This is a genomic window from Burkholderia sp. IDO3 (genome assembly GCF_003366075.1).
Lineage (GTDB): Bacteria > Pseudomonadota > Gammaproteobacteria > Burkholderiales > Burkholderiaceae > Burkholderia > Burkholderia anthina.
Genome location: NZ_CP028962.1, coordinates 584,418 through 599,036 on the forward strand (window position 1 = coordinate 584,418; position 14,619 = coordinate 599,036).

The 14,619-nt window shown below is 66.8% G+C and carries 10 protein-coding genes; 7 read left to right on the plus strand and 3 right to left on the minus strand.

From position 1 onward, the window contains the following. Positions 1-44 precede the first annotated feature (44 nt). The 3 genes from DCN14_RS02845 to DCN14_RS02850 all read left to right on the plus strand — a co-directional run bounded on the left by DCN14_RS02845 (position 45) and on the right by DCN14_RS02850 (position 5,751). Positions 45-4,973, plus strand: a complete 4,929-nt coding sequence (locus DCN14_RS02845) for an RHS repeat-associated core domain-containing protein (RefSeq protein ID WP_240327249.1) — start codon at positions 45-47, stop codon at positions 4,971-4,973. Then, on the plus strand, positions 4,970-5,365 hold the full coding sequence (locus DCN14_RS37805; RefSeq protein ID WP_143331635.1) for a hypothetical protein: 396 nt from the start codon (positions 4,970-4,972) through the stop codon (positions 5,363-5,365). The genes DCN14_RS02845 and DCN14_RS37805 overlap by 4 nt, the downstream gene beginning before the upstream one ends. 71 nt (positions 5,366-5,436) lie before the next feature. Next, entirely contained in the window at positions 5,437-5,751 is a 315-nt protein-coding gene (locus DCN14_RS02850) for an RHS repeat-associated core domain-containing protein (protein ID WP_096500282.1), read from the plus strand. On the opposite strand, the gene DCN14_RS02855 is transcribed toward DCN14_RS02850, so the two are convergent. Together DCN14_RS02855 and DCN14_RS02860 are read right to left on the minus strand one after the other, a co-directional pair. Next, entirely contained in the window at positions 5,704-6,435 is a 732-nt protein-coding gene (locus DCN14_RS02855; RefSeq protein WP_096500280.1) for an HAD-IA family hydrolase, read from the minus strand. The genes DCN14_RS02850 and DCN14_RS02855 overlap by 48 nt on opposite strands. Positions 6,436-6,505: 70 nt before the next feature. Continuing rightward, positions 6,506-7,420 carry an NAD(P)/FAD-dependent oxidoreductase gene (locus tag DCN14_RS02860; protein ID WP_096500278.1) on the minus strand — a complete coding sequence of 305 codons (915 nt, stop codon included), beginning with the start codon at positions 7,418-7,420 and terminating at the stop codon, positions 6,506-6,508. Between the two features lie 149 nt (positions 7,421-7,569). Here DCN14_RS02860 and DCN14_RS02865 point away from each other — a divergent pair, with 149 nt between their 5' ends. From DCN14_RS02865 to DCN14_RS02880, 4 genes are all read left to right on the plus strand, one after another. Next, a complete protein-coding gene (locus tag DCN14_RS02865) occupies positions 7,570-8,010 on the plus strand; it encodes an Rrf2 family transcriptional regulator (RefSeq protein WP_096500276.1) in 441 nt (146 codons plus the stop codon). 259 nt (positions 8,011-8,269) lie between these two features. Continuing rightward, positions 8,270-8,872, plus strand: coding sequence for a DUF2760 domain-containing protein (locus DCN14_RS02870; RefSeq protein ID WP_096500274.1), 603 nt, complete (start codon positions 8,270-8,272; stop codon positions 8,870-8,872). Beyond that, positions 8,869-10,710: an Hsp70 family protein gene (locus tag DCN14_RS02875; RefSeq protein WP_096500272.1), complete on the plus strand. Its 1,842-nt coding sequence runs from the start codon at positions 8,869-8,871 to the stop codon at positions 10,708-10,710. Before DCN14_RS02870 ends, DCN14_RS02875 begins: the two co-directional genes overlap by 4 nt. A 5-nt stretch (positions 10,711-10,715) precedes the next feature. After that, a complete protein-coding gene (locus DCN14_RS02880; protein ID WP_096500270.1) occupies positions 10,716-13,472 on the plus strand; it encodes an Hsp70 family protein in 2,757 nt (918 codons plus the stop codon). An 87-nt stretch (positions 13,473-13,559) separates the two neighbouring features. Here DCN14_RS02880 and DCN14_RS02885 read toward each other — a convergent pair whose 3' ends face one another. Then, entirely contained in the window at positions 13,560-14,567 is a 1,008-nt protein-coding gene (locus DCN14_RS02885; protein WP_096500268.1) for an arginine deiminase-related protein, read from the minus strand. Between the last annotated feature and the right edge of the window lie 52 nt (positions 14,568-14,619).

The window sequence follows — 14,619 nt, forward strand, 5'->3', positions numbered from 1 at the left end:
CTGGCGCGCCGTCTTCTTTTCCTGTTCAGAATCGATAACAACCCATGACTGGAACCGCAACGCCCACCACCCCTCAGCGCCCGATCCCGAAGGACCTCCGGCAAAACGCGGAAGCGCGGCGCGTCATCGTCAGTCCGTTTCCCGCGACTGAAACATCGCCGCGGTTGACCGCTGCCGGCGCCGAATCGGTCCGGGACCACAGCCGCGAGATATTCGTGCAGTGCCTGTACATGGTGCCGTTCGCCGGCAATGCGATGTCGCTGTATGACGTCGGCGTGGACATCTACCGGATCTGCAGCGAGCCGGGCGGCACGAAGAAAGTGATCAACTGGGGGATTCTCGCGATCGACGCGATCGGCGTCGTGCCGGCTGCAGGCAATGCGACGCGGCCGGCGCGCGCGGTCGTCAAGGAGGTGCTGCTCGCCTTCGCGAAGGGGGCGGGCGCCGCCGTGCTGGTCGATCTGTTCTGGGCGACGGCCGGCGGCGACGTGCTTGCGTTCATGGCGGAGCTCGATACCCATCTCCGGCAATGGAAGGGTGACATCGTCAAGAGCGTGCGCGAAGCGTCGCGCACGGTGCGGCGCTTCGTGCTGAACCCGGTGTCGACTGCCGAGCAGATGGGGCGAATTAGGAAGAACACGGGTTTCCTGTCATGGGTTCCGTCGACGGAGGAGATCGCGCTCGTCGGCATCGACCAGCTTCTCCGGCTATCCGGCCAGCGCGACGCGATCGTTGCGTGGCTGGACGAGTTCGACCGGCAAACGGAATCGATGCTGAGCGCCGCATTCGGCAGTGTGGAAGAGGCCGGCAGCCTGCTGTTCATGGCCGCGCAGATTGCCGTCGAAATCAAGACGAGGAAGGCGCGCCAGATTCCGTCGCATGTGGCCCAGGCCACGCCGGGCACGATGCGCGAACCTCATCGCAAGCCAGGCGAGCACCGTGATTCGACGCAGAAAGGCGCGATGCCGAGTCCGTTGCCGGCGAAGGACGGATGCGGATGCCCGCAGACCGCGAGCGCGAAGCCGGTCAACTATGCGATGGGTGACGAGAACCTCGAGCAGACCGACTTCGTGCTCGACGCAGTTGTGCCGATCGTGTGGAAGCGTCGCTACCGGTCGAGCCTTGCCGCATACGATGCGAGTCCGCTCGGGGCGCGCTGGAGCAGTCCGTATCACCTGTCGCTCGAGGAACGGGATGGCGCACTGACGTTTTTCGATCCGGACGGGCGAGCGGTGCCGCTGCCGCCAGTGGCGACCGGCGAATCGGTCGACGTGCCGACTGAGCAGTTCACCGTGGGGCGTCCGGATGCACGACATGTACTGCTCGCGTATCCGGACGGGTCGCGCGAACGCTATGAGCGACACGGTACGGCGATGCGGGTCCGCTATCGCCTCGTCTCCCGTACGAACCGCGACGGCCTGGGTCTGGGCTTCACTTATAACGCCGCGAACGAACTCGTCATGATCGGTGACGATGCAGGAAACGCGATCCACATTGATTACGTCGACGGCCGGGTTTCCGCCATCTACCGCTCCGGCGTACCGGGTCTCGTCACCGAGGCGCTGGCGCGCTACGCGTACAGCGCCGAAGGCGATCTCATCGGCCACGTCGACATGCTCGGGTTCCGGCGTACCTATACGTACGAGCAGCATCTGCTCACGCGCTATACGGATTTCAACAGGCACGCCGCGAACCTCGCCTGGGACTGGCCGGGGCGTCGGGAAGGCATGCCGGCGCGGTCGGACGCAAAGTGCGTGCGCACGTGGTTCGGCAACGAAGACCAGCCGCCGCAAGACGACACGCATTTCGCATATCACCGCGAGCACTGGTACACGGTGGTCACCGATGCAGACGGCCACGCGACGATCCATCGATACGACTCCGACAACCGGATCGTGCTGGTCGAACACGCCGACGGCTCGTCCGATGCATACGAATGGGACGAGCGGAATCGCCTGGTCGGCACCAAAAACGCGCTCGGCTACACACAACGCTTCGCGTACGACGCGCACGGCCGCCTGACGACCGAAACCGATGCGCTCGGCAATACGACCCGTACCGAGTACGACGAGAACGGGCGGCCGGTGCAGGTGACGGCACCGGACGGACGCATCACGCAAACCGCATACGACGCGCTTGGCCGCCCGGTTTCGGTGACCGATGCGTCTGGACGCACGACCCGCTATGCGTGGGGCGCGCAGAGCGAGTTGCTGTCGCTGACCGACCCGAAGGGCGGTGTGCAACGCTTCCGCTACGACCACGCGTTGCGGTTGACCGAGGCGACCGATTGCTCGGGCCACACGACGCGATACGGCTACGACGAGCGTGGCCATCTGTCGCGGATCGCCGACGCCGAAGGTCACATCACGCGCTACCGGTGCGATGCACGCGGACAGTTCGTCAGCGTCGCGTATCCGGATGGCACCGAAGAACATTTCACGTGGGACGGCGAAGGCAACCTGCAGACCTACCGCGACGGCGCGGGGCAACTCACCGAATACACGTTCAATGCGCGTCGACAACCGACGTGGCGCAAGGATGCGGCGGGGCGCGAACTCGCGTATGGATACGACCGGCAATGGCGCCTGGACCGACTGACCAACGAGAACGGCGATCAGACGCGATTCGGCTACGACCCGTTGAGCCGGCTGATCGAGCAGAGGGATTTCGACGGCAGCACGACTTACTACCGATGGGACGATGCGGGGCAATTGATCGGTTCGCAGGCCGGCGATATCGAGACGACCTATACGCGCGATCCACTCGGCCGCCTCACACGGCGCGAGACGAAGGGGGCGGGCGGTCGTGGTCAGGTGATCGAGCATTTTTATTACGACGCCCGCGGTCGTTTGATGACCGCGCAGGGCTTCGGGAGCCGCGTGTACCTGCATTACGACGATGCAGACAATCTGATCGCCGAGGAGCAAACGGTGCGTCCGGATATCGACGGCGAATATACGTCGGTGACGCGCCATGAATACGATGCGCTCGGCAACCGGACGCGTACGCACCTGCCCAATACCCGGACGATCGACTGGTTGCGCTACGGCTCGGGTCATCTGCACGGCGTGCTGCTGGACGGCCAGCCGCTCGCGGATTTCGAGCGCGACAAGCTGCATCGCGAGATCGTGCGGCGGTATCGTGGCTTCGAACAGACACGGGAATACGATCCGGCCGGACGACTGCAGCGCATGATCGTGCGTCGCGATGTGAACGCACGGCTTGCGGACTGGATCGCGGGACGCCGGTTTCAGTACGACGCGGCTGGCCAACTGATGCGCATCGAGGATCGCGCGCGCGGCGTGACCGACTACACGTATGACCCGACGGGGCGTTTGCTGAGGGCCACGACGCTCGATCTGACGGAAGTGTTTGCGTTCGATCCCGCGGGCAATCCGGTGGATCCCGACAAGATTCCGCCGCGTCCGACCGACGAACCGGTGGAGTCGGTGATGGGGCGGATGCAGCGCCAGATGGCGCAGGATCGCGCGTGGTGGGAAGCGCATCCGGGCGAACGGTTGCCGGAGGCGCAACTCGCGCGACGCATGGAGCTGGCGAGTGAGTGCGAGGTGTGGCGCAATTGGGAAAAGGCGCTGCCGAAGTGCGTGGGGAACGTGCTGAAGGAGTTGAACCGCACGCGCTATGAGCACGATGCGCACGGGAATCTGGTGCGGAAGAGGGAACCGGGGGGCGTGACCTGGCTGTACGAGTATGACGCCGCGCATCGACTCAGCCTGGCGAAGCGCTATGCGAAACCGCCGGCGGCGCACGAAGTCGACCGGATCGAGCGAACGAAAAGTGGCACAGCCTGGATTCCGGGCACGGTGAAGCCGGAATTGCACGTGCGCTTCTCGTATGACGCGTTCGGACGTCGGACGGTGAAGGAGGTCGCGAGAAAGGACCGCAGTATCGAACGGACCGTATTCACGTGGGATGGCGATGTGCTGCTGATGGAGGAGCGATTCCATATATTCCCGCTGCAGCCGGGCGAACACGAGCCGATGACGTCTCGGCCGCCGCAACTCGTGCGGGAGGAGCCGGACGATGCGTATTCGGTGCCGGTCGCACAGAGGGCGCATACGTTCAGGGAGCAGTGTCAATGGCAGGGTGCGTCGCTGTATCTGCACGAACCGGGGACGTTCGTGCCGCTCGCGCGGCTGGATGAGATGCTGGTGGAGGCGCCGTTCGTCACGACGGACGCGAACGGGCGGTTTGTGCAGGTGCCGGCGAAGACGCGGCATGCGACGCTGTTCTATCAGAACGATCATCTGGGGACACCGCAGGAACTGCTGGATGAATCGGGGAAGGTGGTGTGGCTGGGGCGGTATCGGGCGTGGGGTGGGGAGACGACGACGGTCTGGCGGGAGACGCCGGAGCGGTATGACACGGGTAATGCGATCCGGTTTCAGGGGCAGTATCGGGATGAGGAGACGGGGCTGCATTACAACCGGTATCGGTACTATGATCCGGATAGTGGGCGGTTTATTAGTAAGGATCCGATTGGGTTGCAAGGCGGGCTGAATACTTATCAATATGCACCGAACGGTACCGAGTGGATTGATCCTTTAGGTTTGGCCGGGAATCGTGCGAACCGTCGTGCAGGCAATATTCTGCAAGATATCGACGCGAAAGGAGGCGGGCATGCGTATTCTCGTCATGGAGCTGGGACAACACTTGCTCAGCAAGAGCATCGTGCTGTGACGGGAATCCCGCCTGACTGTCCGTGCCTTAAGCGTCCACGTCCGACCGATTCGACGCGGTTTGTGAGTAATGTTGATCAATTGGACGCCATTCAGCGCGGCACAGCAAAGATGAACGCGAGTGGGGAAAGCTCAATAACGTTTGATATGGGCAGAACCGTAGGGGAAGGTTATCGAAAGGGCGGCGGTCCAGTATTGAGCGCGTCAGATGTTACTATTGTTCGTCGGGATGGAAGTATCGTCACGGCATTTCCGAAATTGCCTTCGTTATGAAAAAAATCATCAATTTTAGCTATATCGGGCCATTATATTATTATCTGTATTCAATGACGGATGATGAATTGGATGATTTTTATATTAATTGTGAAGATGACGTGCGTCGGCTTTTTGGGGAGATGAGAGTAAGATTCGAGAGATTTGGACCGGTTTCAAAAGCCATGGTTTCTGATGTTCTGGAATATGTGCTCGTATCGAATTCATGGGAGGCTAATTGGAGGGCGTTGTTGCCGCAAGATATTCCATTGGATGAAATTGAGGATAAGCGGCAGTTTGTACATGATCTTTTTGTTGCGCTGTTTGGTAGAGAACCGAATTCGGGTTTTGACTTGGAGGGTGTTGAGGTAAGTAACACTGTTGGGCCAGATGGTATCGATACGAAAATATAGTGCCAGATGACTGTTCCCCTCCATCACTCTTAGCCGAATTGTGAGCGCGACGCAGGTCATACGTTCCGGTTTTGGGAGCGTATCGGGATGAGGAAACGGGGCTGCATCACAGCCGGTATCGGTATTGCGATCCGGATAGTGGGCGGTTTATTAGTAAGGATCCGATTGGGCTGGAAGGCGGCATCAACGTTTGGCAGTACGCGCCGAATCCGATCGAGTGGATTGACCTGCTCGGGTTGGCACGTACGTCAAGCGGCGGAGCGGGAAGAAAGTCTACATCGAACAAGCCAAATCAGAATTCCAAATGTCCTTGCAGGAAAGCGTGGGAGGTTACTCAGCTACACACCCCCCCCTCCCGCGACAGGCCCACCCAGCGCACGACATAGCGCCGACAAGTCGCGAACGGTCAGATGCCGAGACGGGGCGCGATGCGCGGCGTGCTCCGCTTCCGGACGTTCATCGCGCACGACCCAGGCCGCCTGCAACCCCGCATTCAACGCACCGACGATATCGAGGTGAAAGTCGTCGCCGACGTGTAGCAGTTCCGCCGCATGCACACCGAGCGCCGCGGCGGCCGCATGAAAGATTTCCGGCTCCGGCTTCGCGAACCCGAACGCCCGCGCGCTGAGCGTCTCGCGAAAGAACTCGCCGCCGCCGGTCAGCCGCAAATCGGCATTGCCGTTGGTCACCGCGATCAACGGAAACCGCGCGCTCAACCACGCGAGCGCCGGCAACGCATCGTCGAAGAACTCGACCTGGTTCCGCGCGGAATAGAACACGTCGTATGCGCGGTCGGTCAGCGTGACGTCTTCGTTCGCGCGTTCCAGCGCAAGCCGGATCGATCCGATTCGCAGCGCGCGATAGTCGCTGACGAGATCCGGCCGCAGGCGCTCGTATTCGTCGCGCAACGCGCTCAACGCGTGTGATGTCGGCAGCACGCTCGCGGTGTTGGGCGCATGCTCGGTCAGCCACGCATGCAGCGACGCTTCGGCCCGTTGGACGGAAGGTCCGAACGGCCACAGCGTGTCATCGAGATCGAACGAGATGGCGGAAATGTTGGTGAGGCCCATGGCGATGGAAGATACCACGCCACTGCCGCTCACCACGGCCACGGGATCGGACGCCTCGTCAAACCTCGCGTCACGCGCCCAGTCCGAAAATCAACGACCGATGCGCGCCGACTCCTGCCGCGACCCCCGACGCCGATGCGAACGTCGCATTCGTCATCAGGCTCGACGCGTCGCCGGCCGCGAACACGCCGGGCACGCTCGTCTGCTTCCACGTATCGACGCGAATCGCCTGCCCGAGCGGCCCTTCGTCGAACGCGCAGCCGAGCTGTCGCGCGAGATCGCTCGCCATCTCCGTTCGCGCACCGATGAACAGCGCATCGACCGGAACGACTTGCCCGTCCGCGAGCCGCAACGCGTCGATCCGCGGCGCATCGCCGAGGATGTCGACGACGGGCGATCGTTCGATACGCACGCCGCGCGCGCCGAGCAACGCGGTTTCCGCTTCGTTTGCTTCGACGACGCCCTGCGTGAACCACGTCGTCGGCCCCCAGTCCGGAATCAGGATCGCCTGATGCACGGACAACGGATGCGTCGCCAGCACGCCGAGCCGACGGCCCGCCACCTCGTAGCCGTGGCAATACGGACAGTGCAGCACGCTGATGCCCCAGCGTTCCGCAAGCCCCGGCAACGCGGGCAGTTCGTCGCGAATGCCGGTGGCGAGGATCAGCCGGTCGGCGCTCGCGCGGCTGCCGTCCGAAAGCGTTACGTGAAAGCCGCCGCTCGCGTCGCGCTCGGCGGTGCGCGCTTCGCCCGCGATCCGCTGCACGGTCGGATAGGCCGCCAGTTGCGCGGCGGCTTGCGCGACGATCTCCGCAGGCGGCTTGCCGTCCTGCCCGAAAAACCCGTGCGCCTGTTCGGCGAAGCGATTGCGCGGCCGGCCCGCGTCGATCACGAGCACGCGGCGGCGCGCCCGCGCGAGCTGCATCGCGGCCGACAGCCCGGCAAAGCTGCCGCCGACCACGATCACGTCATGATGCATCTGCATGTGTCCACTCCTTTCCTGATTCTTGAGTTCATACGAACGAAAGACGTGCTTCGATGGCGGCCAACTCATGAAACACGAGAAGTTGCATGATAGGACGGTGATATCATTCATGCAACTTCAGAAGTTTCGAGAGTGGGAGCCGCCCGTCCGTGAGAACCGATAGCCGTTTGTCGCGCATGCTGCATGCGCTGATCCACATGGACCAGGCCGATGGCCCGCTGACGTCGGAGGCGATCGCGACGATGCTGTGCACGAACCCGGTCGTCGTGCGACGCCTGCTCGGCGGGCTGCGCGACTGCGGCTACGTGCAGTCGGAGAAGGGCCACGGCGGCGGCTGGGCGCTCAGCGTCGCGCTCGACGACATCACGCTGCTCGACGTCTATCGCGCGGTGGGCGAGCCGCCGGTGTTCTCCGATCTGGTGACCGAGGACACGCCCGAATGCCTGGTCGAACAGGCGGTCAACGCGCATCTGTCGGCGGCGCTGAAGGAGGCCGAGACGGCGCTGCTCGCGCGCTTCGGCGAAGTCACGCTCGGCATGCTGTCGCGCGAATTCGAAGCGAAGGCGGCGCGCCGCCGCAAGCCGCGCTGATGCGCCGCAACATCGCCTTCGGCCCGCGATAACGTGTAGTCCGACGCAATCCGGCGCGGCACGAAAGGCGTGCGCCGCCGCGATCTGTCCCCCAACTTCTGCCCGGTTCGCCCGCCACAGGGCAAAATACGGGTTTTCCGCACCCGCGAGGGTGCGTCCGAATCACGCGCCGGGCGGCGGCAGTGCGCAATCGCACGCCGCCGCCGGGCGCCCAGGCAAGATGCTCGCCGTGTCGCGAGCCCACAGGAGTCCAGACCCCATGCCCGAATCGAACCTGTCCTTCTTCGGCCGGCTATCGCTGGCCGTCGGCACATTCTTCTCCGTGATCGGCAACCGCGAATTCGCGGCCGGCGTGCTGCGCGTGCGCGACGGCGCCCCGGCGCCGGTTGCACCCGCACCGGCTCCGGCCCCGGTTGCGCCGGCTGCTGCACCTGCCCCGGCGCCTGCGCCCGTGAAGGCGCCGGCCCCCGAGCTGCGCGAAGCGAGCCCGCAAGCGGCCCTGCAACTGCTCGGCCTGCTGCAGCGCGACGCCCGCTTCATCGATTTCGTCGAGGAAGACATCGCCGGCTACGGCGACGCCGACATCGGCGCCGCCGCCCGCCTCGTGCACGACGGCTGCCGCGCCGCGCTGCGCGAACACTTCACGATCGTGCCGGTGCGCGACGAAGCCGAAGGCAGCCGCGTGACGCTGCCGGCCGGCTTCGACGCGACGGCCGTGCGCGTGACGGGCAACGTGGTCGGCTCGGCACCGTTCACGGGCACGGTCAGCCATCGCGGCTGGCGGGTGGCCGACGTGCGCCTGCCGAAGCTGACGGGCAGCCACGACGCATCGGTCATCGCACCGGCGGAGGTGGAACTGTGAGCGATCCGCGCTATTCGATCGGTATCGACCTCGGGACGACCCACTGCGCGCTGTCGTACGTCGACAGCGCCGCGAGCGACGGCGAAAAGATCACGCAGCAGGTGCTGCCGATCGCGCAGCTGACCGCGCCGGGCGCGCTGGAGTCGCGCGACCTGCTGCCGTCGTTCCTCTATCTTCCGCATGAAAGCGAGCTGACGCAGGGCGACCTGACGCTGCCGTGGACGGCCTCGCGCGGCTTCGCGGTCGGCGAGATGGCGCGCACCCGCGGCGCGGGCACGCCGATCCGCCTCGTGTCGAGCGCGAAGAGCTGGCTGTGCCACCCGGGCGTCGATCGCCGCGCGGCGATTCTGCCGAGCGATGCGCCGCCCGAAGTGTCGCGCGTGTCGCCGCTGGAAAGCTCGATCCGCTACCTGACGCACCTGCGCGAAGCGTGGGACCACACGCATCCCGATGCGCCGTTCGCGGATCAGGACGTGACGGTCACGATCCCCGCGTCGTTCGACCCGGCCGCGCGCGAACTGACGGCGGAAGCCGCCCGCGCCGCCGGCTACTCGCGGATGACGCTGCTCGAGGAGCCGCAAGCGGCGCTCTACAGCTGGATCCAGAAGAGCGAAGGCGGCTGGCGCAAGCAGGTGCAGGTCGGCGACCTGATCCTGTGCGTCGACGTCGGCGGCGGCACCACCGACCTGTCGCTGATCGCGGTGGTCGAGCGCGACGGCAATCTCGAACTGCATCGCGTGGCGGTCGGCGAGCACATTCTGCTCGGCGGCGACAACATGGACCTCGCGCTCGCGCACGTGGTCGCGCGCAAGCTCGCGCAGCAGGGCACGCAGGCCGATCCGTGGCAACTGCGCGCACTGACCTACGCGTGCCGCGCCGCGAAGGAAACGCTGCTGTCCGATCCGGCCACCGACGCGGTGCCGCTCGTCGTGCCGAGCCGCGGCTCGAAGCTGATCGGCGGCTCGATCCGCACGGAGCTCACGCGCGCGGAACTCACGCAGACGATTCTCGAAGGCTTCTTCCCGCAAGTCGACGCGGCGGCGCGCCCGGTGAGCCGCGCGCGTGTCGGCCTCACGCAGCTCGGCCTGCCGTATGCACAGGACGCGGGCATCACGCGCCATCTGGCGGCGTTCCTCGGCCGCCAGGTCGCGGCGCTCGACGCGCTCGAAGGCGTGCAGCGCACGCTGCCGCAAGGCGCGACGTTCCTGCATCCGACCGCGGTGCTGTTCAACGGCGGCGTGTTCAAGTCGACGCTGCTCACGCAGCGCGTGCTCGATACGCTCAACAGCTGGCTCGCCGCCGAAGGCGCGCCGCCCGCGCGCCTGCTCGAAGGCGCGGATCTCGATCTCGCGGTCGCGCGCGGCGCGGCGTACTACGGCTTCGTGAAGCGCGGCCGTGGCGTGCGCATTCGCGGCGGCACGGCGCGGGCGTACTACGTCGCGATCGAGTCGGCGATGCCGGCGGTGCCGGGGCTCGAGCCGCCGGTGCAGGCGCTGTGCGTCGCGCCGTTCGGGATGGAGGAAGGCTCGGATGCGGCGCTGCCGCCGCAGGAGTTCGGCCTCGTCGTCGGCGAACCGGTGCAGTTCCGCTTCTTCGGTTCGTCGGTGCGCCGCCAGGACCAGGTCGGCACGCTGCTCGACTACTGGTCGCCGGAAGAGCTGCAGGAACTCGAGGAAATCCAGGCGACGCTGCCCGCCGAAGGGCGCACGGTCGGCGAGATCGTGCCGGTGAAGCTGCATGCGCGCGTGACCGAAGCCGGCACGCTCGAACTCGAGGCGATCCCGAGCGGCACGGACGAGCGCTGGAAGGTCGAGTTCGACGTGCGCGGCGCCGCCTGAGCGCGATGAAGCGCTATACGGTCGGCATCGACCTCGGCACGAGCAACACGGTCGTCGCGTACGTCGAGGCCGGCTCCGACGCGATCCGCGTATTCGACGTCGAGCAGCTGGTCGGCCCCGGCGCGGTGGCGGCGCAGCCGCTGCTGCCGTCGGTGCGCTATCACCCGGCGGCGGGCGAACTGCCGCCGGACGCGCTGCGCCTGCCGTGGGCGGCCGATCCGAAGGCCGGCACGAAGGCGGGCGCCACCGAGGCACCGCCGGCCGTGATCGGCCGCTATGCGCGCACGCTCGGCGCGCAGGTGCCGGGCCGGCTCGTGACCAGCGCGAAGAGCTGGTTGTCGCACGCATCGGTCGACCGGCTCGCGGCGATCCTGCCGTGGGGCGCGGCCGACGGCGTCGACAAGGTGTCGCCGGTCGATGCGAGCGCGAGCTATCTCGCGCACGTGCGCGCCGCATGGGACGCACATTTCCCCGATGCGCCGCTCGCGAAGCAGGACGTGATCCTCACGGTGCCTGCGTCGTTCGACGACGGCGCGCGCGCATTGACGGTCGAGGCCGCCCGGCGCGCGAAACTGCCGGCGCTGCGGCTGCTGGAAGAGCCGCAGGCCGCGTTCTACGACTGGTTGTACGGCCAGCGCGCGATGTTGCGCGACACGTTCGCCGCGGCGCGGCGCGTGCTGATCTGCGACGTCGGCGGCGGCACGACCGACCTCACGCTCGTCGACGTCGCGCCGGGCGACGACGGCGAGCCTACCTTCACGCGCGTCGGCGTCGGCAATCACCTGATGCTCGGCGGCGACAACATGGATCTCGCGCTCGCGCGCCTGGTCGAGACGCGGCTGACCGAGCCCGGCACGCGGCTGTCGGCCGCGAGCCTGTCGCAGCTCGTCGAGCGCTGCCGCGCGGCGAAGGAGCGGCTGCTCGGCGACGACGCGCCCGCGTCCGTCACCGTGACGCTGCTCGGCGCGGGCAGCAAGCTCGTCGGCGGTGCGCGCTCGGCGGAGCTCACGCGGCAGGAAGTCGAGCAGATCGTCGTCGACGGGTTCTTTCCGCAGGTCGCGGCCGGCGAACTGCCGCGTCGCGCGCGGGCCGCGATCGTCGAATTCGGGTTGCCGTATGCGAGCGACCCGGCCGTCACGCGGCACGTCGCCGCGTTCCTGAACCGTCATGCGGAAGGCCCGCTGCCCGACACGCTGCTGCTCAACGGCGGCGTGTTCCGCGCGGGCGCGCTCGCCGGCCGTCTCGCGCAGACGCTCGGCGCGTGGCGCGGCGCGCCGCTCGACGTGCTGCACAACGCGCATCCGGACGTCGCGGTCGCGCGCGGCGCGGTGGCCTACGGGCTCGCGCGGGCAGGGCATGCGCCGCGCATCGGCGGCGGCTCGGCGCGCAGCTATTTCCTGGTGCTGGACGATGGCGCCGGCGACGCGGCGGCGCGCGGCGTCTGCCTGCTGCCGCGCGGTTCGGAAGAAGGCAGCGAGATCCGGCTCGAGGATCGCACGTTCGCGCTGCAGCTCGCGCAGCCGGTGCGTTTCCACCTCGTGTCGACGGTGGCCGACACCGTGTACCAGCCCGGCGATCTCGTCGACCTGGACGGCGGCGATTTCGTGCGGCTGCCGCCGATTGCGACGGTCGTCGACCGCAAGGCCGGCAGTGATGCGCGCGAAACGCCGGTGAAACTCACCGCGTCGCTGACCGAGGTCGGCACGCTCGAAATGCACTGCATCGCGACCGACGATGCGTCGCGCCGCTGGCGGCTCGAATTCCAGCTGCGCGGCGATGCGCCCGCGCAGGGCGACGACGCCGCGCTCGCGCGCCATCCGCGTGTCGACCACGCGATCGAGTTGATCGACCGTTCGTTCGGCGGCAAGGCGGCGGACGTCACGCCGAAGGACACGCGACGGTTGCGCGCGCAACTGGAGCAGGTGCTCGGCCCGCGCGACGAGTGGGACGTCGCGCTCGCGCGCGAACTGTTCGACGCATTGCTCGCGCGTGCGCGCCGGCGCCGGCGTTCGGCCGATCACGAACGCGCGTGGCTGAATCTTGCCGGCTATTGCCTGCGTCCGGGCTTCGGTCATCCGCTCGACGCATGGCGCATCGAGCAGCTCTGGCCGCTGTTCGACGACGGGATCCAGTACGTGAACGACGCGCAGGTGTGGTCCGAGTGGTGGACGCTGTGGCGTCGCGCGGCCGGCGGCCTCGACGACGATGCGCAGACGCAGGTGCGCGACGCGATCGCGTTCCTCGAACCGTCCGACGACAAGCGCCGCAAGCTGCCGTTCGATCCGGCCAAGGTCGGCCCTGCCGACATGACGCGCTTGTCGGCGTCGCTCGAGCGGCTGCCGGTCGAGCGCAAGGTGGAATTGGCCGAGCGTTTGATCGGGCAATTGCAGAAGCCGGCCGAGCGCACGCTGTGCGCGTGGGCGCTCGGGCGGATCGGCGCGCGCCGGCCGTTCTACGGCAGCGCGCACAGTGTCGTGCCGGCCGACGTGGCGAACCGCTGGCTCGACGCGCTGTTCGCGCTCGACTGGAAACAGGTCGAACCCGCGGCGTTCGCGGTGGCGCAAATCGCGCGCATGACCGGCGACCGCGAACGCGACTTGCCGGACGACACGCGCGAAGCGGTGATCAAGCGTTTGTCGGCGGCCAACGCATCGGCGGCGTGGATCGACATGGTGCGCGAAGCGATCGCGTTCGATGAAGCCGACACGGCACGCGTGTTCGGCGAAACGCTGCCGGCCGGGCTGAAACTATTGGCGGGTTGAATGAAGAACGGATGCATCGATCCGGTTCGGCGATCGATGCATCCGGTTGTGCCGGACTGTCCGCTGCAATGGCGAACAGGTGTTCTCTCAGGCGACGGCGACCGTTACCGCTTCGCGTTGCGGTTCCACCGATTCGCTTTCCTGCACGTCATGCATCGACGCGCGCCGCGCGAGATGAATCCCCGCGAGCATGCAGCGCACCGAGCCGCCGGCCAGTTCGATCGTCGGCACGTCGAGCGGCAGCAGCCGCGCCGAGCGCTCGATCGTCGCGCGCTGTTCGCCGCTCAGGCAGTCGAAGGCGCGCCGCGACAGCGCGAGCACGCGCCCGTCCTTGCCCGACAGTTCCAGCGTATTGCCCGCGAAATGCGCGATCTGCGCGTAGTCGAGCGCGATCACCGTGCGGCCGGTTTCGGTCAGGCGTTGCGCGATTTCGTCGCGGCGCCGGCGGTCGGCGATCAGGTCGAGGCCCACCATCGCGAACTCGGTCGCGACGCTCATCATCACGTTCGTGTGATAGATCGGGCAGCCGTTCGCGTCGGCCGTGTCGAAACAGATCGGTTCGAAGTTGAAGTGCGTGCAGAAGCGTTCGAGCGCGACCGGATCGGCGCGGCGCGAGCGCGCGGTATAGGCGATCCGCGCGACGTGATCGAGCACCATCGCGCCGGTGCCTTCCAGGAATACGTCGTCGTATTCGAGCCCCGAGTAGTCGATCACGTCCTGCACGCGGTACTCGGCCTTCAGCATTTCGACGATGTCGGCGCGCCGCTCGCGGCGGCGGTTCGGGCTATACATCGGATACAGCGCGACGTGTCCGCCCGGATGCGTCGAGAACCAGTTGTTCGGGAACACGGAGTCGGGCGTGTCGCGCTCGCCGTGGTCGTCGAACACGTGCACGCGCACGCCGGCTTCGGCGAGCGTGTGGGCGGCGGCCGTGACTTCGTCGCGCGCGGCGGCGGATACCGACGCCGTGTCGCGCGCGCCGCCGGCGGCCGTGCGCTGGAACGCGTTGTCGGCCGCGGTCTGCGGGTTCGGCAGGAAGCGGTGCGGCCGGATCATCACGACGGCGGCCGGCGCCTGGATCGATACGAGATTCATGAACGGTAGTGGCGGGAGACGAGGAACCGGGCGGCGCGCACGCCGCCCGGCA

Bases quoted from the DNA above. Each gene is read 5' to 3' on its own strand.
- DCN14_RS02845 (WP_240327249.1), top strand. From the start codon at position 45: ATGACTGGAACCGCAACGCCCACCACCCCTCAGCGCCCGATCCCGAAG.
- DCN14_RS37805 (WP_143331635.1), top strand. From the start codon at position 4,970: ATGAAAAAAATCATCAATTTTAGCTATATCGGGCCATTATATTATTAT.
- DCN14_RS02855 (WP_096500280.1), bottom strand. From the start codon at position 6,435: ATGGGCCTCACCAACATTTCCGCCATCTCGTTCGATCTCGATGACACG.
- DCN14_RS02860 (WP_096500278.1), bottom strand. From the start codon at position 7,420: ATGCAGATGCATCATGACGTGATCGTGGTCGGCGGCAGCTTTGCCGGG.
- DCN14_RS02870 (WP_096500274.1), top strand. From the start codon at position 8,270: ATGCCCGAATCGAACCTGTCCTTCTTCGGCCGGCTATCGCTGGCCGTC.
- DCN14_RS02880 (WP_096500270.1), top strand. From the start codon at position 10,716: ATGAAGCGCTATACGGTCGGCATCGACCTCGGCACGAGCAACACGGTC.
- DCN14_RS02885 (WP_096500268.1), bottom strand. From the start codon at position 14,567: ATGAATCTCGTATCGATCCAGGCGCCGGCCGCCGTCGTGATGATCCGG.